The 21,488-nt window shown below is 66.7% G+C and carries 18 protein-coding genes; 10 read left to right on the top strand and 8 right to left on the bottom strand.

Features of this window, described 5'->3' with window-relative positions:
• Nucleotides 1-14 precede the first annotated feature (14 nt).
• The 3 genes from ABCN56_RS17825 to ABCN56_RS17815 all read left to right on the top strand — a co-directional run bounded on the left by ABCN56_RS17825 (nucleotide 15) and on the right by ABCN56_RS17815 (nucleotide 3,367).
• The gene (locus ABCN56_RS17825; RefSeq protein ID WP_343082183.1) at nucleotides 15-1,355 is read left to right on the top strand and encodes an NAD(P)/FAD-dependent oxidoreductase; all 1,341 of its coding nucleotides are present in this window, start codon (nucleotides 15-17) and stop codon (nucleotides 1,353-1,355) included.
• Between the two features lie 91 nt (nucleotides 1,356-1,446).
• Nucleotides 1,447-2,613, top strand: a complete 1,167-nt coding sequence (locus ABCN56_RS17820; RefSeq protein ID WP_343082182.1) for a M20 aminoacylase family protein — start codon at nucleotides 1,447-1,449, stop codon at nucleotides 2,611-2,613.
• Between the two features lie 13 nt (nucleotides 2,614-2,626).
• Nucleotides 2,627-3,367: a glutamine amidotransferase gene (locus ABCN56_RS17815; protein WP_343082181.1), complete on the top strand. Its 741-nt coding sequence runs from the start codon at nucleotides 2,627-2,629 to the stop codon at nucleotides 3,365-3,367.
• A 13-nt stretch (nucleotides 3,368-3,380) separates the two neighbouring features.
• On the opposite strand, the gene moaA is transcribed toward ABCN56_RS17815, so the two are convergent.
• Nucleotides 3,381-4,382 (bottom strand): GTP 3',8-cyclase MoaA, encoded by a 1,002-nt coding sequence (gene moaA / locus ABCN56_RS17810; RefSeq protein WP_343082180.1) that lies wholly within the window; start codon nucleotides 4,380-4,382, stop codon nucleotides 3,381-3,383.
• A 98-nt stretch (nucleotides 4,383-4,480) separates the two neighbouring features.
• Here moaA and ABCN56_RS17805 point away from each other — a divergent pair, with 98 nt between their 5' ends.
• The gene (locus ABCN56_RS17805) at nucleotides 4,481-6,094 is read left to right on the top strand and encodes an AMP-binding protein (RefSeq protein WP_343082179.1); all 1,614 of its coding nucleotides are present in this window, start codon (nucleotides 4,481-4,483) and stop codon (nucleotides 6,092-6,094) included.
• A 5-nt stretch (nucleotides 6,095-6,099) separates the two neighbouring features.
• Here the strand turns inward: ABCN56_RS17805 and ABCN56_RS17800 are convergent, their stop codons facing one another.
• The 3 genes from ABCN56_RS17800 to glmU are packed head-to-tail and all read right to left on the bottom strand — an operon-like array spanning nucleotide 6,100 to nucleotide 9,938.
• Nucleotides 6,100-6,777 (bottom strand): DNA alkylation repair protein, encoded by a 678-nt coding sequence (locus ABCN56_RS17800; RefSeq protein WP_343082178.1) that lies wholly within the window; start codon nucleotides 6,775-6,777, stop codon nucleotides 6,100-6,102.
• Nucleotides 6,774-8,588: a glutamine--fructose-6-phosphate transaminase (isomerizing) gene (gene glmS / locus ABCN56_RS17795; protein ID WP_343082177.1), complete on the bottom strand. Its 1,815-nt coding sequence runs from the start codon at nucleotides 8,586-8,588 to the stop codon at nucleotides 6,774-6,776. Before glmS ends, ABCN56_RS17800 begins: the two co-directional genes overlap by 4 nt.
• Entirely contained in the window at nucleotides 8,589-9,938 is a 1,350-nt protein-coding gene (gene glmU, locus ABCN56_RS17790) for a bifunctional UDP-N-acetylglucosamine diphosphorylase/glucosamine-1-phosphate N-acetyltransferase GlmU (protein WP_343082176.1), read from the bottom strand.
• Between the two features lie 127 nt (nucleotides 9,939-10,065).
• On the opposite strand from glmU, the gene ABCN56_RS17785 reads away from it, so the two are divergent.
• The 6 genes from ABCN56_RS17785 (at nucleotide 10,066) to ABCN56_RS17760 (ending at nucleotide 18,038) form a co-directional block, all read left to right on the top strand.
• On the top strand, nucleotides 10,066-10,734 hold the full coding sequence (locus ABCN56_RS17785; RefSeq protein WP_343082175.1) for an HAD-IA family hydrolase: 669 nt from the start codon (nucleotides 10,066-10,068) through the stop codon (nucleotides 10,732-10,734).
• Between the two features lie 49 nt (nucleotides 10,735-10,783).
• Nucleotides 10,784-11,989: a DegT/DnrJ/EryC1/StrS family aminotransferase gene (locus ABCN56_RS17780; protein ID WP_343082174.1), complete on the top strand. Its 1,206-nt coding sequence runs from the start codon at nucleotides 10,784-10,786 to the stop codon at nucleotides 11,987-11,989.
• 60 nt (nucleotides 11,990-12,049) lie between these two features.
• Nucleotides 12,050-13,261 (top strand): N-acetylmuramoyl-L-alanine amidase, encoded by a 1,212-nt coding sequence (locus ABCN56_RS17775; protein ID WP_343082173.1) that lies wholly within the window; start codon nucleotides 12,050-12,052, stop codon nucleotides 13,259-13,261.
• A gap of 96 nt (nucleotides 13,262-13,357) precedes the next feature.
• Nucleotides 13,358-15,907: a penicillin-binding protein 1A gene (locus ABCN56_RS17770; RefSeq protein WP_343082172.1), complete on the top strand. Its 2,550-nt coding sequence runs from the start codon at nucleotides 13,358-13,360 to the stop codon at nucleotides 15,905-15,907.
• Nucleotides 15,908-16,047: 140 nt separating this feature from the next.
• Nucleotides 16,048-17,175 (top strand): peptide chain release factor 2, encoded by a 1,128-nt coding sequence (prfB, locus tag ABCN56_RS17765; RefSeq protein ID WP_343082171.1) that lies wholly within the window; start codon nucleotides 16,048-16,050, stop codon nucleotides 17,173-17,175.
• Nucleotides 17,176-17,252: 77 nt separating this feature from the next.
• A complete protein-coding gene (locus ABCN56_RS17760) occupies nucleotides 17,253-18,038 on the top strand; it encodes a DUF2189 domain-containing protein (RefSeq protein WP_343082170.1) in 786 nt (261 codons plus the stop codon).
• 80 nt (nucleotides 18,039-18,118) lie between these two features.
• Here the strand turns inward: ABCN56_RS17760 and ABCN56_RS17755 are convergent, their stop codons facing one another.
• The 4 genes from ABCN56_RS17755 to ABCN56_RS17740 form a co-directional block, all read right to left on the bottom strand.
• Complete coding sequence (locus ABCN56_RS17755) at nucleotides 18,119-18,631, bottom strand: bactofilin family protein (RefSeq protein ID WP_343082169.1); 513 nt, start codon at nucleotides 18,629-18,631, stop codon at nucleotides 18,119-18,121.
• Nucleotides 18,621-19,949, bottom strand: a complete 1,329-nt coding sequence (locus ABCN56_RS17750; RefSeq protein WP_343082357.1) for a DUF5930 domain-containing protein — start codon at nucleotides 19,947-19,949, stop codon at nucleotides 18,621-18,623. Before ABCN56_RS17750 ends, ABCN56_RS17755 begins: the two co-directional genes overlap by 11 nt.
• Nucleotides 19,950-20,136: 187 nt before the next feature.
• A complete protein-coding gene (locus tag ABCN56_RS17745; protein WP_343082168.1) occupies nucleotides 20,137-20,961 on the bottom strand; it encodes a ferritin-like domain-containing protein in 825 nt (274 codons plus the stop codon).
• Entirely contained in the window at nucleotides 20,958-21,419 is a 462-nt protein-coding gene (locus ABCN56_RS17740) for a peroxiredoxin (RefSeq protein WP_343082167.1), read from the bottom strand. Before ABCN56_RS17740 ends, ABCN56_RS17745 begins: the two co-directional genes overlap by 4 nt.
• Between the last annotated feature and the right edge of the window lie 69 nt (nucleotides 21,420-21,488).

Raw genomic sequence — 21,488 nt, 5'->3', positions numbered from 1 at the left:
GTGGGAGTTGCGTCGTGACCTTCCCCTTTACCGGCCCCTGGACGTCGGAACATGACGGGCCCTTGCCGGATGCGGCCGACGTCCTCGTGATCGGCGGCGGGATCATCGGGGTGATGACAACCTATTTCCTGGCCCTGCGCGGCGTCAGGGTGGTGCTCTGCGAAAAGGGGCGGATCGCGGGCGAACAGTCCTCGCGCAACTGGGGCTGGGTGCGTCAACAGGGTAGGGACCCGGCCGAACTGCCGATCATGATTGAGGCGCTGTCTCTATGGCGGCGGTTGCAGAGGGCAATCGGCGAGGACATCGGGCTCCGTCAGGAGGGTGTTCTCTACCTCGCCAATGCCGCGAAGGACCTCGAGGGGTTCGAGGCGTGGCTGCCGCACGCGCGGGAACACGGCCTCGACACGCGGATGCTGTCGCGAGGCGAAGTCGCCGCCATGCTGCGGCACGCGGCGGACTGGAAGGGCGGTCTATGGACCGCTTCCGACGCGCGGGCGGAGCCTTGGGTGGCCGTCCCCGCACTTGCGAGAGCGGCGGCCCGGGCCGGGGCCGTGATCCGTGAGCACTGCGCGGTCCGGGGGATCGACGTCGCCAGCGGGCGGGTCGCCGGCGTGGTGACTGAGGCGGGGCGGATTCGGGCCGATCGCGTGGTGCTGGCGGGCGGCGCGTGGTCGTCGCTTCTGGCCCGTGTGCACGGGGTGGACCTGCCGCAACTCTCGGTTCGGGCGACGGTCGCGGCGACCGTACCCCTGCCGCAGGTCTTCGCGGGGAACGCGGCCGATGGGCATTTTGCCTTCCGCCGAAGGCTCGACGGCGGCTATTCAATTGCGCCGGGCGGCGCGCATGAGTTCTGGACCGGGCCGGATGCGTTGCGGCATTTCGGCCTTTATCTCCCGCAACTGAGGCGCGACCGGCGTTCGACCCGCTTCCGGGCTCTGGCGCCGAAGGGTTACCCCGATGCATGGGGAACGCCGCGCCACTGGGATGCGGATCGCGAAAGCCCCTTCGAAAGGTGCCGCGTTCTCGACCCGCCGCCGAACATGCGGTTCCTTGATGACGTGCGGTCGCGTTTCGGCGAGACTTTCCCCTCGCTCGGGCGGCCCGGGATCGCCGCAGCCTGGGCGGGCATGATCGACGTGATGCCGGACACGGTGCCGGTCGTGGACCATGTCGCCACGCTCCCCGGCCTGACCATCGCCACCGGCATGTCGGGCCACGGCTTCGGGATCGGTCCGGGATTCGGCCGGGTCGTCGCCGACCTCGTGGAGGGCCGCGCGCCGGGCCACGATCTTTCGCGATTCAGGCTGTCACGTTTTACCGATGGGTCAAAAATCGACCTCGGACCATCGCTCTGAGCCTTGCCGGCGCCCGGGGATTGTAACAGGTTATTGGCCATGACCGGACCGGGAGAGGGCCGGAGACGCATTCCGACATGGAGAGACCTACATGCCCGTGAAGAACCGATTTGCCGAGCTGTTGCCGGAGATCACTGCCTGGCGGCGTGATTTCCACGAGCATCCCGAGCTTCTCTTCGACGTTCACCGCACGGCCGGCAAGGTGGCCGTGCTCCTGCGAGAATTCGGGTGCGACGAGGTCGTGGAAGGCATCGGGCGGACCGGCGTCGTCGGCGTCATCAAGGGCAAGACCGATACGAAGGGGCGCGTTATCGGTTTGCGCGCCGACATGGACGCCCTGCCGATCCATGAGGCGACAGGGGTCGCCTATTCTTCGAAGACGCCCGGAAAGATGCATGCCTGCGGCCATGACGGGCATACAGCGATGCTGCTGGGCGCCGCGAAATACCTGGCCGAGACGCGGAATTTCGACGGCACCGCGGTCGTGATCTTCCAGCCCGCCGAGGAAGGTGGCGGCGGCGGGCGCGAGATGGTCCGGGACGGGATGATCGAGCGTTTCGGCATCCAGGAGGTGTACGGCATGCACAACATGCCCGGGATTCCGGTCGGTCATTTCGCGATCCGACCCGGCGCCATGATGGCCGCGGCCGATCAGTTCGAGATCACGGTGACGGGGAAGGGCGGCCACGCCGCGAAACCGCACGACTGCATCGACACGACGCTGGTGGCGGCGCATATCGTCATCGCGCTGCAGTCGATCGCCTCGCGCAATGTCGATCCGCTGAAGCAGGTCGTGGTTTCCGTCTGCACCTTCCGGACCGAGACCGAGGCGCACAACGTCATCCCGCAGACGGTGCTTCTCAGGGGAACCGTCCGGACCATGGACCACAAGGTGCAGGATTTCGTCGAGGCGCGGATCAAGCAGATCGCCGAAGGCACGGCGCTGGCCCATGGCGCGACGGCCGAGGTGAAGTACCAGCACGGCTACCCGGTCACGATGAACGCGTCGGAAAACACCGAATACGCCGCCGAGGTGGCGCGCGAGGTTTCGGGGCAGGTCGATACCGATACCCCGCCGCTGATGGGGGCGGAGGATTTCTCTTTCATGCTGAACGAGCGGCCCGGTGCCTACATCTTCCTCGGAAACGGCGACACCGCGATGGTCCATCACCCGGCCTACAACTTCGACGACAACGCGATCCCGTTCGGATCAAGCTGGTACGCCGGGATGGTCGAGTCTCGGATGCCCGCCGCCTGAGGATTGCTGCGCGGTGAGACCCTTCCTGATCCTTCAGCTCCGCCCCGAGACGGAGGCGGCGGACGACGAATTCGCGGCCTTCCTGGCGAAGGGAGGTCTTTCGGCGGGCGACGTGCGGCGCGTCCGGCTCGACCTTGAAGGGTTGCCCGACGATCTAGACCTTGCGGCCTATTCCGGCGTCATCGTCGGGGGCGGGCCGGGCTGCGTGAGCGACCCGCCGGAGGCGAAGCCGCCGGTGGAGGCCCGGATCGAGGCGGCGATCCTCGGCCTGATGCCGGAGATCACGCGGGCGGACATCCCGTTCCTCGGGTGCTGCTACGGGATCGGCGTCCTCGCGCACCACCTTGGCGCGCGGGTGGCCAAGGACCGCTACGGCGAACCCGTCGGCACGAGCCGTTGCCGCCTGACGGCCGAAGGCGCGGGCGATCCGCTCCTGTCCGGCCTGCCGGAGGAGTTCGACGCCTTCGTCGGCCACAAGGAGGCGGTTCAGGCTCTGCCGAGGGGCTCCGTACACCTGCTCGCGTCCGATGCCTGCCCGTTCCAGATGATTCGGCACGGCCGGAACGTCTACGCCACGCAGTTCCACCCCGAGGCCGACGCCGCCGGGTTCGAAACGCGCATCCACATCTACCGCAACAAGGGCTATTTCCCGCCGGAGGAGGCGGACGGGCTCATCGCGCTCTGCCGTGCCGCCGACGTGACGGTGCCCGAACGCATCCTCGCGCGGTTCGCGGAACGATACGCCTCGGGCTGAACTCGCGGACGCCTCAGCCGCCCGTGTGGCTCATGTGGCGGCTGACCTGACCGCGCACGGTCTGGCGCGAGTAGTCGAAATCATGGCCCTTGGGCTTCCGCGCGATCGCGGCGCGGATCGCCTCTTCCAGAAGGGCGTCATCGGGGCTCGCCCGGAGCGGCGCGCGGAGGTCGGCCATGTCTTCCTGGCCGAGGCACATGAATAGCTCGCCGGTGCAGGTCACTCGAACGCGGTTGCAGCTTTCGCAGAAATTGTGGGTGAGGGGCGTGATGAAACCGACCTTCTGGCCGGTCTCCTCGATCCGCACGTAGCGGGCGGGGCCGCCCGTCCTTTCCGCGAGGTCGGTCAGAGTGAAACGCTCGGCGAGGCGGCCGCGCAGGTCCTTCAGCGGCCAGTACTGGTCGAGGCGCATTTCCTCGCCCATCTCGCCCATCGGCATCACCTCGATGAAGGTGAGGTCGTGGTCCTCCGCCGCGCACCAGTCGAGAAGGGTGAAGAGTTCGTCCTCGTTGAAGCCCTTCAGCGCGACGGTATTGATCTTCACCCGCATGCCGGCGCGGGTCGCGGCGCGGACGCCCTCCAGCACCTGGTCGAGCCGGCCCCAGCGAGTGATTTCGCGGAACTTGTCCGGGTCGAGCGTATCGAGAGACACGTTGACCCGGCGGATGCCGCAATCCGCCAGCTGATCGGCGAAGCGGGCAAGCTGCGATCCGTTGGTGGTCAGCGTCAGTTCCCGAAGCGCGCCGGATTCGAGATGTCGCGACATGGCGCGGAAATATTGCATGATGTCGCGCCGTACGAGCGGCTCGCCGCCCGTGATCCTGAGCTTTTCGACACCCATCCTGATGAACGTGGAGGAAAGACGGTCGAGCTCCTCTAGCGTCAGCAGGTCTTTCTTTGGGAGGAAGGTCATGTGTTCCGCCATGCAATAGGTGCAGCGGAAATCACAGCGGTCCGTCACCGAGACACGCAGATATGAGATCGGGCGGGCAAAGGGGTCAATCAGGCGTTCCATCGCGCGAAAGGTAGGTGCGCACACGGTCGGCGGCAAGCGGATTCCGGAGCGGTCAAGGCCAGTTGATCGCCTCATGGCGCCCGGATAGGCTCCGCGCCATGGATCGGCGCCTGATGCGAGTGGGGGAGGACTGGGAGACGCTGCGCGCGTCCTTCCGATGGCATGTTCCCGACCGCTTCAACATCGCCGAACGCTGCTGCGACAGCTGGGCCTCGGCCTTTCCGGGCAGGGTCGCCCTGATCGATCTGGGGGAAGGGGGGGATGTCCGGCGCTGGACCTACGGCGAGTTGAAGGAGGCGTCCGACAGGCTGGCGAACTCATTCGCCGCGCGGGGGCTTCGCCAAGGGGACCGCGTGGGCGTCCTTCTGCCGCAGGGCGTGGCGGTGCTCATCACCCATTTCGCGGCGATGAAGCTTGGCGCGGTTGCGCTTCCGCTGTTCACGCTGTTCGGACCCGATGCGCTCGCCTATCGCCTGGCCGACAGCGCCGCGCGGATCGTGGTGACGGACGGGGCAAGCCTCGACAAGCTCGACGCGATCCGGGGAGACTTGCCCGATCTGGCCGAGGTCTATGCGACGGACGGGGCGAAGGCGCCCATCCGCGACTTCTGGGTCGAAATCGCGTCGGCGTCGCCTTCGATAGATCCCGTGGAAACGTCGGCCGACGATGCGGCGGTCCTGATCTACACGAGCGGCACCACCGGCCCGCCCAAGGGCGTCCTGCACGCGCATCGCTTTCTTCTGGGGCACCTGCCCAATATCGAGCTGTCCCACGGCTTCTTCCCTCAGCCCGGCGACTGCGGCTGGACGCCCGCCGACTGGGCCTGGATCGGTGGGCTCATGGACATGGCGATGCCCTGCCTCCACTACGGCGTCCCGCTCGTGGCGCGGCGGATGCGCAAGTTCGACCCAGACGAGGCGTTCCGGCTGATCGCGACCCACGAGGTCCGGAACCTGTTCCTGCCACCCACGGCGCTGAAGCTGATGCGGCAGGCGACGGTTCCAAAGGGCCTTCGTGTCCGCTCGGTTTCATCGGGTGGCGAAAGCCTCGGGGCCGAGATGCTGGAATGGGGCAGGACCGCGCTCGGCGCGCCGATCAACGAGATTTACGGCCAGACCGAATGCAACCTCGTCGTCTGCACTGCGGCAGACCTGATGGAGGTTCGGCCCGGTGCGATGGGCAAGGCCGTTCCCGGCGTCGAGATGGCGGTGATCGACGGGGAAGGGCGGCCCGTGCCCGACGGGACGATCGGCGAGATCGCGGTCAAGCGGGGGACACCGGTGATGTTCCTCGGCTACCTCGGCAAGCCGGAAAAGACCGCGGAGAAGTTCACCGGCGACTGGATGCGGACGGGCGACCTCGGCACTCGCGACGCGGAGGGCTATTACACCTACGTCGCGCGGGATGACGACATCATTTCGTCGGCCGGATACCGGATCGGACCGTCCGAGATCGAAAACTGCCTGACCGGCGATCCGGACGTGGTGATGGCCGCCTGCGTCGGGGTGCCGGACCCGGTCAGGGGCGAGGCGGTGAAAGCCTTCGTGGTGCTCCGAGAGGGAGCGACCTGGGAGGGGACGGAGGCCCGGCTGATCGAGCGGGTGAAGGCCCGCGTCAGCCCGCATGTCGCGCCGCGCTTCGTCGAGAGGCGGGACAGCCTGCCGATGACCGCGACCGGCAAGATCATGCGGCGGGAACTCAGGGACGGCTGACGGCGTCAGCGGAGGTATTTCGCGGCTTCCTTCCGGGCGAAGGGCTTGAGCTTCGCCCCGTGCTCCGCCAGCCATGCGCGGACCCGCGGCGCGTCGTGTTTCGAAAGGTCCCTGAGCCACCAGGCCACTGCTTTCTGGATGAACCACTCCGGATCGTCGGCATAGCCCGCCGCCCAGCCGAGGACCCGATCGCGTATGGCCAGATCGGCGGGCTTCGGGTGGTTCTGCTTCGTCCAGGGCAGCGTGACGACAAGGGCAGCCCGGCGCGTCCAGAGCGAGGGCGAACGGGTCCAGGTTTCCACCTCGTCGATACGCGAGGGGTCTGCGGTCAGCCGCCTTTGCGCGGCCATCATCGCGTGATCGGCGATCGCCCAGGCATCGAAATCGGGAAGCCAGGAGACGAGGACGTGCCAGACGGCGTCGTCATCCCTGATCCGCGCCTGCGTCAGGAGCTTCGCCGCCGCGATACGCGCTTCGTGGATGTCGGTGCGCCAAAGCGCATCCGCCAGCGCCACGCGCCCCGCGACGTCGAGGTCCGCGCGCCAAGCTTTCGCCAGCCGGTCGATCTCCGGAACCCGAACGCCGAGGTATTCCCGCTTCGCCTTGTGATAGTCAGCGGCACCGGCGGCACGCTCGGGGTCCGCGAGCGCGCGGAGCTCCGCGAGCGCAGCTTCCGGCGTCATTCCACCGTCACCGACTTCGCGAGGTTGCGGGGCTGGTCCACGTCCGTACCCTTGGCGACAGCGGTGTGGTAGGCGAGAAGCTGAGCCGGGATGGCGTAGAGGATCGGCGCGAAGAGTTCCGGTACCTCCGGCAGCGTCAGCGTCTTCCATGTGCCGGCCTTCGCCGCCGCCGCGCCCTTGGCGTCGGTGATCAGGAGAACCCGGCCGTGACGGGCCATGACCTCGTGCATGTTCGACACCGTCTTGTCGAAGAGCTTGTCATGCGGGGCCATGACCACGACCGGAACATGCGCGTCGATGAGCGCGATCGGGCCGTGCTTGAGTTCGCCCGAGGCATAGCCTTCGGCATGGATGTAGCTGATTTCCTTGAGCTTCAGCGCGCCTTCGAGCGCGAGCGGGAACATCCTGCCGCGCCCGAGGAAAAGGACGTCGCGTGTTTCAGAAAGCTCCTTGGCGATCTCCGATATCTGGTTCGACCGCGACAATGCCTGGTTCATGAGACCGGGCAGCGTCGCCAGTTCATCGAGCCTCTGCGAGATTTCGGCATCGGTCATCCGCCCCTTGTCGCCCGCCGCCTTCAGCGCCATCAGCGCAAGAACCAGAAGCTGCCCGGTGAAAGCCTTGGTGGAGGCGACGCCGATTTCGACGCCTGCGCGGATCGGCAGCGCCAGGTCGCTTTCGCGTGCGATCGAGGACGTGACGACGTTCACGACCGAGACGATCCTGGCCACCTTGTCGCGGCAGAAGCGGAGCGCGGCGAGCGTGTCGGCCGTTTCGCCCGACTGGCTGACGAAGACCGCGACGGATTTCGGTGACATCGGCGGTTCGCGGTAACGGAATTCCGACGCGATATCGACGTCAACGGGAAGTCCGGCCAGCTCCTCGAACCAGTATTTCCCAACGAGGCAGGCATAGTAGGCGGTGCCGCAGGCGACGAAGGTGAGGCGGTCCACCTCGCGGAAATCGACCGCTTCGGGGAGTTCGAGTACGCCGGACTTGACGTAGGCCGCGAGCGCGTCGGCCATCACGACGGGCTGCTCGGCGATTTCCTTCGCCATGAAGTGCTTGTACCCGGCCTTTTCGATCCGCGCCGAGTCCATCTTGATCTGCGTCACTTCGCGGTTCGCGCGCCGGCCTTCTTCATCGAAGATCTCGGCGCCGTCGCGCGTGACGAAGGCATAGTCGCCCTCTTCGAGATAGGTGATCCGATCCGTGAGCGGGGCGAGCGCGATGGCGTCGGAGCCCACGAACATCTCGCCCTCGCCGTGGCCGATGGCGAGGGGGGAGCCCTTGCGGGCGGCGACGATAAGGTCCTCTTCCCCGTCGAAAAGGAAGCAGAGCGCGAAGGCGCCCTCGAGACGCTTCAGCGTGGCGGCGGCTGCCTCGCGCGGGGGCATGCCCTCGTCCATGTAGTGGCGGGCGAGGATGGCGACGGTTTCGGTATCCGTATCGGTCTCGGGCGCAAGGCCCTTGGCGGTCAGTTCCTCGCGCAGTTCGCGGAAGTTCTCGATGATGCCGTTATGCACGACGGCGACAGGGCCGGAGCGGTGCGGATGCGCGTTCCTTTCGGTCGCCGCGCCGTGGGTGGCCCAGCGGGTGTGGCCGATCCCGGCCTTCCCGGCCAAGGGCTCGTGCACGAGGAGGTCAGAGAGGTTCATGAGCTTGCCGACCGCGCGGCGGCGATCGAGCTGGCCCTTGTGGACGGTCGCGATGCCCGCCGAGTCATAGCCCCGGTATTCGAGCCGCTTCAGCGCCTCGAGGAGGACGGGGGCCGCTTCATGCTTTCCGAGAACGCCAACAATGCCACACATTTACTGAACCTCTTTTGTCTTGCGCGCCTTCTCGGCGCGAAGTTTTTCGCGGAAGCGCGAGGCAAAGCCCTCGATATGCTCCTGTCGAGACCTTTCGATCGCAAGCGCGCCCGGCGCGACGTTGCGCGTGATGACGGAGCCCGAGGCGGTCATGGCGCCGTCGCCGACCGTCACCGGCGCCACCAGCATCGTGTCCGAGCCGATGAAGGCATTGGCCCCGATCTCGGTATGGTGCTTCATGACGCCGTCGTAGTTGCAGGTCACGGTGCCCGCCCCGATGTTCGTGTGCTCGCCCACGTGGGCGTCGCCGAGATAGGTCAGGTGGCCGACCTTCACGCCTTCGTCGAGGATCGCGTTCTTGATTTCGACGAAGTTGCCGACGTGGACGTCCTCGGCCAGTTCCGCGCCGGGGCGGAGGCGGGCAAAGGGGCCGACGGATGCGCCGCGCGAGATGTGGCAGCCTTCCAGATGGCAGAAGGCTTCGATCCGGGCGCCGGACTCGACGGTCGTGCCGGGGCCGAAGACGACATTCGGCCCGATGACCGTGTCACGGCCAATGACGGTGTCGTAGGCGAAGAAGACGGTTTCCGGTGCGGTCAGCGTGACGCCGTTCTCCATCGCTTCGGCGCGGGCGCGGGCCTGGAAGACGGCCTCCGCCTGGGCGAGGTCGGCGCGGGTGTTCACCCCCATCGTCTCGGCCTCGGGGCAGGTCACGACCGCGGCGGAAAGACCGCGAGCGCGGGCGGCGGCGACGATGTCGGTCAGGTAGTATTCGCCGGATGCGTTGTCGTTGCCGACCGCGGAAACCAGTTCCGCCAGAAGCCCGGCGTCGGCCGAGATAACCCCGCTGTTGCAGAGCGTGATCGCGCGCTCTTCGTCGGTCGCGTCCTTGAATTCCACGATCCGGTCGAGCGCGCCGCCATTCACGATGAGCCGGCCATAGCGGGCCGGGTCCCCGGCCGTGAAGCCAAGCACCGTCACCGCGGCCTCCGCCGCCGCGAGGCCCTCGAGCGTCTCGGGGCGGATGAAGGGCGTGTCGCCGTAAAGCACGATCACGCGCCCTTTGAAGCCATCCAGCTCCGGCAACGCGCAACGGACAGCGTGGGCCGTGCCAAGCTGTTCCTCCTGCACGACGATCCGGGCGTTTTCGTCGTGCTCACGCGCGACCTTGGCGACCGTCTCCGCTCCGTGACCGGCGACCACGATCACCCTTTCGGGCTCCAGCACGGCGCCCGCCGTCATCGCGTGAACGAGAAGGGGCGCGCCCGCGAGGCGGTGCAGAACCTTGGGCTGATCGGAATTCATCCGCGTGCCAAGACCGGCGGCGAGGATGATCAGTGCGGTGGACATGTATGTTGCGGCCTTTTCTTCTGCTCCCGCCCGTTTTACCCATGCGGGTCAGGGCCGCAAGTGGCGGGGGCTTCACGCTTGATTTCCCGAGGTTACAGTCTCCCGCTCGGCTCATGAAGGGAAAACGATGCGAACGGTGATCCTCGATCTTGACGGCACGCTGGCCGATACGTCGGCCGACCTCATTGCGGCGGCCAATTCCTGTTTCCTGCGGCTCGGGCATGGTGCCATCCTGGACCCGGCCGGGGACGCTCTGACGGCGTTCCACGGCGGGCGCGCGATGCTCAGGCTCGGCTTCTCGCGGCTGGGGGAGTGGAGCGAGGCGGACGTGGACGTCGAGTACCCGCACCTTCTCGCCGCCTACGAGGCGGACATCGACCGCAACACGCGCCTCTATCCCGGCGCGGTCGAGGCGGTCGGGATGCTGAAGGCGGAGGGTTTCGCCGTCGGCATCTGCACCAACAAGCCCGAGGGCCTGGCGGAGTTGCTTCTGACGCGCCTCGGGGTCCGGGACCTTTTCGGCTCCCTCGTCGGAGCCGACACGCTGCCCGTGCGCAAGCCCGATCCCGCGCCGTATTTCGCGGCGGTCGAGCGGGCCGGCGGCATCGTCGCGCGCTCGATGCTCGTGGGGGACACCGATACCGACCGGAAGACGGCGAAAGCCGCCGGCGTTCCGGTCGCTCTCGTGACCTTCGGGCCGGAGGGGGAGGGCGTGGCGCGCATGTCGCCCGAGGCTCTGCTGAAGCATTTCGACGAGCTTCCGGCACTTGCCGCGCGGCTTCTGGGCGACGATTGACGCACGCAGCTGAGACTTGCACGATCGCGGCGCAGGGATGGAGGACAGGGTGGAAAGATTCACGCGCAGTTTCACGCAGCAGGAACCGATTCCGGAGGCCGGTATCGAGGCGGCGATGGCCGTGCTGCGCCATGGGCGGCTGCACCGTTACAACGTCGCGCCCGGCGAGGTGGCTGAAACCGCGCTTCTGGAGGAGGAATTCGCGGCCTTCACCGGTGCGAAGTATTGCCTGGCGGTCGCCTCCGGCGGCTACGCGCTGGGTTGCGCGCTGCGCGCGCTCGAGGTTCAGCCGGGCGACCCGGTCCTGACCAACGCCTTCACGCTCGCGCCGGTTCCCGGGGCCATCGCCGCGGTCGGCGCGGTTCCGCATTTCGTCGAGGTGACCGAGGATCTGGTGATCGACCTCGACGACCTCGAGGCAAAGGCAGAGGCGACCGGGGCCAAGGTGCTGATGCTGTCGCATATGCGCGGCCATCTCTGCGACATGGACCGGCTGATGGAGATCTGCCGCACCCGCGGCATCGCGGTGGTCGAGGATTGCGCCCATACGATGGGGGCGGCGTGGCGCGGCGTGCCGTCGGGGCGGCACGGGGTCGTTGGCTGCTATTCGACGCAGACCTACAAGCACATCAACTCGGGCGAGGGCGGGCTTCTGGTCACCGACGACGAGGATCTGGCGGCCCGTGCGATCCTCCTTTCGGGCAGCTACATGCTCTACACGCGACACCGCGCAGCGCCATCGGCGGAGGTTTTCGAGCGGGTGAAATACGTCACGCCGAACGTATCGGGGCGCATGGACAACCTCCGTGCCGCGATCCTGCGGCCTCAGCTCGCGGATTTCGCGGCGCAGCGGGAACGGTGGAACGCGCTTTACCGTGCCGTCGAGGCCGGGCTTGCCGGCACCCCCGGCCTGCGGATTGTTCCGCGCCCGCCGGAGGAAAGCTATGTCGGGTCCTCGATCCAGTTCCTCCTGCCCGACTGGAACGGGGAGGCAGTGCGCGAGGTTCTCGACCGTTGCGCCAACCGCGGCGTGGAACTCAAGTGGTTCGGCGCGGAGGAGCCCCTGGCCTTCACCTCCCGCTACGACCACTGGCGCTATGCGCCGCAGCAGCGGCTTCCGCAAACGGACCGCGTGCTTGCCGGCCTTCTCGACATGCGGCTGCCGCTGACCTTCACCGAGGAAGACTGCACGCTGATCGCGAGGATCATCCGCGCGGAGGTGTCGACGGTCTGGCAGGCGCGCGCTGTCGCGTAGGAGGGCGGGTTTCGCCCGGTCATTGGTTTCGCTATGTTGGGCGAAAAACGAGCAGGCCTCATGTCGCTACTGAAAACATTCGCCGCGGTCTTCGCCGCGCTGTTCTTCGCAACCTGGGCCCTCGCCGAAGAGGCGCCCCAGCACGCGCGGCTCGATCCCGCGCGCTCGACGGTTCACGACGAGGGAGGCGGGGTAGAGATCGTGCTGACGCTCGACCGCGCCGTACCCTTCAGGGCGATGCTTCTGGCCGATCCCCCGAGGCTCGTGGCGGACTTCCGCGAGGTGGAGTTCGGTTCGATTCCTCCGGAGGCTCTTGAGGCTTCGAGGGCCGTTACGGCACTGCGCTGGGGCGCGTTCCGTCCGGGATGGTCGCGGATGGTGGCGGAGCTCGACGGACCCCACGCGATCGAGCGGGCGGAAATCGATGCCGCGATGGCCGAGGTGCGCATCCGTCTCGTGCAGACCGGCAAGGAGGAATTCGCCCGGCTGGTCGGCGAGCCGGCGGACGCCAACTGGGATCTGCCGCGACCTGCGGAAGTCGCCGCGCCCAAGCGCAGGCAGACGGGGCAGGGGCCGCTCGTCGTGGTCCTCGACCCCGGCCACGGGGGGATCGACCCGGGCGCGGAGGCGGGCCACTTGAACGAGGCGGACCTCACGCTCGTATTCGCGCGCGAACTCGCCGAAATGCTGAAGGCGGCCGGGATGGCTCCGGTGCTGACGCGCGAGGCGGATCACTTCGTGCCCCTCGAGACAAGGATCAGCCTTGCCCGCGCGGCAGGCGCGGATCTGTTCCTCTCGCTTCATGCGGACGCGCTTGCCGAAGGTCAGGCGGTCGGGGCGACGGTCTACAAGCTCAGCGAAGAGGCTTCGGATACCGCTGCCGCGCTCCTGGCCGAACGTCATGACCGAGGCGATCTTCTTGCCGGTGTCGACCTTTCCGGCCAGGACGACCTCGTGGCCACGGTTCTCATGGACCTCGCGCGGGCCGAGACCGGACCGCGTGCCGACCGCCTCGCCAACGCGCTTGTGAAGTCCTTCGACGCCGCCGAGATCAAGATGCACCGCCATCCGCTGCAGTCGGCGGCATTCTCTGTTCTGAAGGCGCCGGACTTCCCGTCGCTCCTGGTCGAACTCGGGTTCCTGTCGTCGCCCGACGATCTTGCCCGGCTCACGGATGCGGGCTGGCGGGCGCGGATGCAGGGGGCGATCCTTGCCGCGATCCGCGAATGGGCGGTCGAGGATGCGGCGGAGGCGGCGCTTCTGAGGCAGTGACGGCGGCTTCCCGCCGTGCCCGATCCCTGACGCCAAGTTGTTTTGACCCGGCCGTGCCCCATGTATATACGGCGGCAGATTTGCAGGGGGTGCTGCTTGATCCGTTTCGTTCTCTCCTTCTTCGGCTCCATCTTCAGCTGGCTCACGATCGGCGCGGTTTTCGCCGCGCTGACGGTGGGCGGCATCTTCTGGATGTATTCCCGCGACCTGCCCTCGCACGAGCAGCTTGCGAACTACACGCCGAAGACCATCAGCCGCATCTATTCGGGCGAAGGCCGGATGATGGACGAATTCGCGGTCGAACGGCGGATCTTCACGCCGATCGAGGAAGTCCCTGACATCGTCAAGTGGGCCTTCATCTCGGCCGAGGACAAGAACTTCTACCTCCACAAGGGCTATGACGCGCGCGGCATCGCGGCGGCGGTGGTCGAGGCGGTCAAGACGCGCGGCCAGAACGTGCGCGGCGCCTCGACGATCACCCAGCAGGTGATGAAGAACTTCCTCCTGTCCGGCGACCGCAAGATCGAACGGAAGATCAAGGAGCTGATCCTCGCCACGCGTCTGGAGGAGACGCTTACCAAGGACAAGATCCTCGAACTGTACCTCAACGAGATCTTCCTCGGCCAGAACTCCTACGGCGTCGCCGCAGCGGCGCAGACCTATTTCAACAAGACCCTCGGGGAACTTGCCCCGCACGAGGCGGCGATGCTCGCCGCGATGCCGCAGGCGCCGAGCAAGTATCACCCCGTCACCGCGAAGGAGCGGGTCACGGAGCGGCGCAACTACGTGCTGCGCGAGATGTGGCAAAACGGCCATATCGACGAGGCGACCTATGTCGCCGAGAAGGACTTGCCGCTGCGCTCCGTCCAGAATGGCGACTTCCCGGCGTTCAAGGACAGCCTGCCGCCGCGCGACTATTTCACGGACGAGATCCGCCGCCAGCTTTCGGCGAGCTTCGGCGAAGAGGAATTCTTCGGCGGAGGGCTTTCGATCCGCGCCACCATCGACCCCGACATGCAGGTGGTTGCCGCGGCCGCGCTGCGCGAGGCGCTGGAGAATTACGACCGTAATCTCGGCATCTGGCGCGGGACGCGGAAGACGATCCCGGCGGAGCAGCTTGAATCCGAGGAAGCCTGGCGCGCCGCCCTGGCAGCCCTGAAGGTGCCGCGCGACATCGCGGGCTGGTATCCGGCCGTGGTCCTGAAGCTCGGCGAGAACGACGCCCGGATCGGCATCGAGGGGATCGAGGACGACGAGGACGGCCACTGGATCCAGGCGAAGGACGTGCAGTGGGCGCGCAAGCGTCAGGCCGACGGCCGGCTCGGACCGAAGGCGAAGCGGGCGAGTGACCTTCTGTCCGTGGGCGACGTGGTCCTGGTGCGGGCCGTCACCTCGGACGAAGACGGCTCCTTCATCCGCTGGTCGCTCCGCCAGGTTCCGGAGATCCAGGGCGCATTCATGGCGATGGACGTCCACAACGGCCGCGTTCTGGCCATGCAGGGCGGCTTCTCCTACCAATCTTCGGTCTTCAACCGCGCCACCCAGGCGCAGCGCCAGCCGGGCTCGTCCTTCAAGCCCTTCGTCTACGCGGCGGCACTCGATTCCGGCTTTAGCCCGGCGACCATCGTCGTCGACGCCCCGATCGAGGTGGACACGCCGCAGGGCCTCTGGCGGCCCAAGAACGCGTCGAACAAGTTCTACGGCCCGGCGCCCCTCAGGACCGGGATCGAGCAGAGCCGGAACCTGATGACCGTGCGGGTCGCGCAGGAAATCGGCATGCAGACGGTCGCGGTCTACGCGGAAAGGTTCGGCGTCTACAGCCCGATGAAGCCCTTCCTCGCCAACGCGCTAGGCAGCCAGGAGACGACGCTGTTCAAGATGGTCGCGGCCTACGCGATGTTCGCCAACGGTGGCGAGCGGGTGGAGCCGACGCTGGTGGACCGCGTGCAGGACCGCTGGGGGCGCACCGTCTACCGCCACGATCAGCGGACGTGCGAGGATTGCCGGCTGGCGAGCCTCGATCCCGGCGTGGCGCCGCTCATCACGTCGAACCGCGAGCGCGTCATGGACGCGATAACGGCCTACCAGCTCACCTCGATGATGGAGGGCGTTGTCCAGCGCGGGACGGCACGTGGTTTGAACCTTCCGGTGCCGATCGCCGGCAAGACGGGGACGACCAACGACGCCAAGGACGTGTGGTTCGTCGGGTTCTCGTCGAACATCGTGGCGGGATGCTACATCGGCTATGACCAGCCGCGTTCGCTCGGCCGTGCCTCGGGCGGTGGCACCTGCGCTCCGGTGTTCCAGAGCTTCATGGAAGAGGCGATCAAGAAATACGGTGGCGGCAAGTTCAAGGTTCCGCCGGGCGGCCACTTCATCAAGATCAACCGCTTCACCGGGGAACGCCTGCCGGATGACGCCATGGGCGATTTCGTGGTGGCCGAGTATTTCCGCGACGACTTCGTTCCGATCTTCGGCCTTGGCGCGATGGTCGACGGCGGCTTCGGCATGGGCCAGAACTTGCCGCTCTTCGCCCAGGGTGAAACCGACGACGCCGAGACGGCCGTCGTTACCTCGACGGGCGAGAAGAAGGTCATCCCGAAGAAGGCTGACTTCGGCACCGTCAGCTCGGGCGGCCTTTACTGAACCGGGGCAGGGGGCCTTGCGCCTTCTGCCTGCCCCCTCTTCCTGCCGGTCCGCTGCGCTCGCGCCCCGTCGGCGGCTTGCCGAGGAAGGGTGAAGCGGCTATCACCCCCCACTGAACCGAAAAGTTGGAAGGCTGGCCCATGCGCGCCGAAACCCAGAATACCGTCGAGGCGATCCGGAAATCGCTGAAGCTCCTCGGCCAGCGGCTCGATCTGGAGACCGCGCCGCACCGGCTGGAGGAATTCAACGCGATGATCGAGGACGGCGACCTCTGGTCGGACCCGGCGCGCGCGCAGAAGCTGATGCGGGAACGCCAGACCCTGATGGACGCCCTCGACACCTACCGCCGGATCGAACGCGAGCTCGGCGACAACGTCGACCTGATCGAACTGGGCGAGGCCGAGGAGGACGCCGAGATCGTGGCCGATGCCGAGGCGGCGCTCAAGACGCTTGCCGAGGAGGCCGCGACCAAGGAGATCGAGGCGCTTCTCGACGGCGAGGCGGACGGCAACGACACTTTCCTCGAGATCAACGCGGGCGCGGGCGGAACGGAAAGCTGCGACTGGGCCTCGATGCTCGCGCGGATGTATGTCCGCTGGGCCGAGAAGAAGGGCTACAAGGTCGAGCTGATCAGCGAGAGCCCGGGCGAAGAGGCTGGGATCAAGTCCGCCGCCTACAAGATTTCGGGCCACAACGCCTATGGCTGGCTCAAGTCGGAATCGGGCGTGCACCGGCTGGTGCGCATCTCGCCCTATGACAGCGCGGCGCGGCGCCACACCTCCTTCTGCTCGGTCTGGGTCTATCCCGTGGTCGACGAGAACATCGAGATCGAGGTCGCCGACAAGGACATCCGCCTCGACACGTTCCGTTCCTCTGGCGCGGGCGGTCAGCACGTCAACAAGACCGACTCGGCGGTGCGGATCACCCACCTTCCCACCGGGATCGTCGTGACCTCGTCCCTGAAGTCGCAGCACCAGAACCGCGAGATCGCGATGAACGCGCTGAAGGCGCGGCTCTACCAGATGGAGCTCGACAAGCGCAACGCCGCAATAGCCGAGGCGCACGAGGCCAAGGGCGAGGCGGGCTGGGGCAACCAGATCCGGTCCTACGTGCTCCAGCCTTACCAGATGGTGAAGGACCTTCGCACCGGGGTCGAAACCTCCGACACCCAGGGCGTGCTCGACGGAGATCTGGACGCGTTCATGGCCGCGACGCTTGCGCTCGACGTTGCCGGCAAGAGCCGCGCGGAGGCGAACGCCACAGGCTGAGACACGCCATCGAGTCCGTTGCGCGGCGCTAACATCCTTTGCTAGCCTTCTCCTTGCGTGAGGGAGGAGGAAAATTGATGGAAGACGTGTCTCAGGGCGGCCCGTCGCCGCTGCCGGGAATAAGGACGGTTTCTATTTCGGATATCGGGCCCGTGCTCAGGGCCGGGCTCGCGGATTTCCTGAGGGCTCCGGCCTTCGGGATATTCTTCGCGACCTTCTACGTTGCGGGCGGAATCGTCCTCTGGCAGGTCTACTCGGCCGCGGGGGAGGAGTGGTGGCTCATGCCATTCATCGTGGGCTTCCCGATCCTTGCGCCGTTCGCGGCCGTCGGCCTCTACGAGGTCAGCCGCAGGATCGAGGCGGGCCAGGTCCTGGAATGGCCCAAGGTCCTCGGCGTGGTCTTTTCCCAGAAGGACCGACAGATCCCGTCGATGGCGATGGTGATCCTCCTGATGTTCATGTTCTGGGTCTTTGTCGCCCACACGATCTTCGCCCTCTTCATGGGCCTGTCGGCACTGACCAACATCAGCTCGTCGCCCGCCATTCTGTTTCAGGGCAACGGTCCGATCATGCTGCTGGTGGGGACGATCGTGGGCGCGGGGTTCGCGGCGGTTCTGTTCTCCATCACGGTCGCCGGTCTGCCGCTTCTTCTGGAGCGGGAGGTCGACTTCGTGACGGCCATGATCGTTTCGGTGCGAGCCGTGACGGCCAATGTCGTGCCGATGGCTGTCTGGGGCATAACCATCGCGGTGATCCTGTTCGTCGGAATGCTGCCGATGTTCCTTGGCGTGTTTGTCGCGTTGCCGGTGCTCGGGCACGCGACCTGGCACATGTATCGCAAGCTCCTTGGCGACGAAGACTGAATTCGGCATGCACGAAATGACAAAGGGCGCCGTCGCGGCGCCCTTTTCGTTTGGTTCGGCCCGAAAGGTCTTCGACCAGATCAGTCCGCCGCGACGGCCGGCTTCGCCGGGGCGGCGGGGCGGGGCTGAGCGCCCGAGGTCGACAGCGGGTCGTCCTGACGCTGCACGGAGCCTTCGAAATGCGCGCCCGATTCGATGGCGATCGTCTTGTGGATGATGTCGCCCTCGACCCGCGCGGTGGAGGTGAGCCGCACCTTCAGCCCGCGCACGCGGCCGACGACGCGGCCGTTCACGACGATGTCGTCCGCGACGATCTCGCCCTTGATCGTGGCGCCTTCGCCAACGGTCAGGAGGTGAGCGCGGATGTCACCCTCGACGGTGCCTTCGACCTGAATGTCGCCACTGGTCTTGAGGTTGCCCACGACGGTCAGGTCGGAAGAAAGGACAGATGCCGGCGGCTTTGCCTTCGGCGCGGTGGCGGCCATTTCCGCGGATGCGGGCTTCGAAACCGGAGCGGCTTCGGGCGCTTTCGGCTTCTCGGCCTCGACCGGCTGTTTCGGCCCCGGCTCGTTGATCCTGCTCTTAGAAAACATTCTTCCCCGCCTTGATATACGTCATCGGATTGACCGCCGAGCCGTCCACGCGCACTTCGTAGTGCAGATGCGTCCCGGTGGACCGGCCAGTGTTCCCCATATCACCTATCAGGTCTCCGCGCGAGACCCTTTGGCCGACCTTCACGTGAATTTCGGACAGATGCCCATAGCGGGTCTCGACCCCGAACTCGTGCTTGATCTTGACGAGCCTGCCATAGCCCGACAGCCAGTCCGCGTGCGTGACCACGCCGTCGGCCGTGGAATAGACCGGCGAACCGTGGGAGCCCGCAAGATCAACGCCGGCGTGCATCCGGCCCCAGCGCTGTCCGAAGCCGGACGTGAAGCGGTAGGGCGTCTTGAGCGGCATGGCGAATGGCGTCTTGTCGACCGCGATCCGGTACATGTTCATCTTGTCGAGGCCGTCGAGGATCGCGGCGGCGCGCGACGCGCTTTCGGAATGCACGGCGGTCGGGTTGCCCTTGGTGGAGAAGGAGAGCGGCATCAGTGGCCCGCCTTGCCCAGAGTAGCCGCGCCGAACCTGGGCGAGAAGCTTGTCGGGGTCGAGGCCAGCCGCCGTGAACATCTTGTCGAGCGGCGCCATGGAAACCGTCACGGCGTCCTCGAGCTGGGTGAAGATGCGGTCGTGCTCTTCTTCCATCAGCTTCTTGTCGAGGGCGATCCTGTCGGCTTCTTCGATGGCGGAGTCGGCGACCTTCTCCATCGCGTCACGCTCGGCTGCCGTTCGTCCGAGGGCGGCGGTGAGGAAGTCCAGCGTGGCAGCCACGTCCTCGGCCCGGTCCACATCGGAGCCGGTGCCATTGTTGCCGTTCAGCGAGGCGGAGAGCGTTTCGACCTGCGAAAGCGCCTCGTCGCGCTCGGTCATCGTCCGGCGCAGCGTGGTCTGGATGACGCCAATTCCGGTCTCGAGTTCACGCCGCCGTTCCTCGGAGGCGAGAAGCGCGGACTGCATCGCCGAAACCTGCTCCAGCGCCACGGAGAAACGTTCCTGCGCCGCCGCCGCCTCTTCCGCGCGGGCGTCGCGTTCACGCGACAGCGCATCGATGCGCGTCTCGTAGATCGCAAGCTCGCGGCGAGCCTGTTCGCGGGCGTTGCCGGACCCGATCGAGTCCATCAGCAGCACCGCCGTGGCGATGATCGTCCAGCCAATGACGAGGGCGGAGCCGCCCAGCACCAGTGCCTGCACACCCGGCCTTAGCCGGATGAAACGTGTTTCCGTATCGGTCCTGAGAAACAGCCGTTGTTCCGGCAGGAAGCGCTCAAGCGCCGCGTTCAATCGGTTGATGACCCGTGTCCGCAAACCCATTGTCCCGTTTTTTTGACATCCCCACCCCCCCAATCCCGAATGGGACCCCAGCCGGGGGAACGCAGCGTCGGGTTAACAAGTGAGCTTACTTGTCGCAACAGTTTTGGGAGGCGAGTCCGGCGGGACCGGCGGGGAAGCGCCATTTGGGCAAAATCCCGCCGATCCCGAAGGCGGCCGAAGGTCATTCGGCGGCTTCGGCGCCGTCAGCCAGGGGCCAGTAGAAATCAGGCGGAATCCCGGCCTCGGCCCGCTTTTCCTCGTTGAAGGGCGGCTTCAGCGCCCCGTGGAAATACTGCCGCACGAGCGCGTGGAAGACGTCTTTCGGGTCCGCGTTCTCTCGCCCGCACAGGAAGTGGAACCACTTGGAGCCATAGGCCACGTGACCGACTTCCTCCGCATAGATCACTTCGAGTGCCGCCACCGCCTGATCGGCGCCCGCCTTGCGGAAGATCTCGATCATGCCTGGCGTCACGTCGAGCCCACGCGCCTCGAGGACCATCGGAACGACCGCGAGTCGGCCCATGAGGTCGTTCGCCGTGTCCTCCGCCGCGCGCCACATGCCGGCATGCGCGGGCAGGGCGCCATAGTGGCTTCCCATGGCTTCCAGGCAGTCGCAGATCAGGTTGAAGTGCTTGGCCTCCTCGTCCGCCGCCTTCACCCAGTCGTCATAGAATCCCAGAGGCATCGGCACTTGGGCGAAGCGCGCGACGATGTCCCAGTGCAGGTCCACGGCGTTCAGCTCGATATGGGCGAGCGCGTGCAGAAGCGCGATCCGGCCCGCCTCCGATCCCGGACGCCGCCGCGGCACGTCGCGCGGCGGCAAAAGCTCCGGGCGGTCCGGCCGGGCCGGGCGGTTCGGCGGCTGGGCCGTGCCGATGGGCAACGGCTCACCCGCCTCGCGCGCTTCGAACCAGGCGATGGCGTGCTGGCGCGACAGGCGCGCCTTCTCGCGCCCGTTGGCGGTGGTGAGGACTTCGACCGCCCGTTCGGCGATGGATATCGTCATGCCGACCGAGCCGCTTCGAGGACTTCCTCCGCGTGGCCCGCGACCTTCACCTTCGGCCAGACCCTGAGCACCTTGCCGTCGCCGCCGATCAGAACGGTCGTCCGCTCGATCCCCATATACTTGCGGCCATACATGCTTTTCTCGCCCCACACGCCGTAGCGTTCGCAGGTGTCGCCGTTCTCGTCCGAGGCGAGGATGACGCCGAGGCCGTGCTTCTGGCAGAACTTGTCGTGCGATTTCACGCTGTCCTTGGAAAGACCGACGATGACGGTGTCGGCCGCGGCGAAGTCTTCCCTGAGGCGCGTGAAATCCAGGGCCTCGGTCGTGCAGCCCGAGGTGTCGTCCTTCGGGTAGAAGTATAGGACCACCTTCTTCGGCCGGAGGCCCGAGAGCGTGATCTCGCCGCCGCCGTCGCGGGGAAGGGTGAAATCCGGTGCGGTCGCGCCTGCTTCTATCATGTTCCTGTGATCCCTCTCTCAGTGGTCTGCGCTTTGTGTTTTAATCCGCAAGCCGCAAAGATAAAGGGA

The organism is Ostreiculturibacter nitratireducens, assembly GCF_032670585.1.
Lineage (GTDB): Bacteria > Pseudomonadota > Alphaproteobacteria > Rhodobacterales > Rhodobacteraceae > Ostreiculturibacter > Ostreiculturibacter nitratireducens.
The sequence above is the reverse complement of the archived record's forward strand: the minus strand, read 5'-3'. Positions and strand labels throughout refer to the sequence as shown.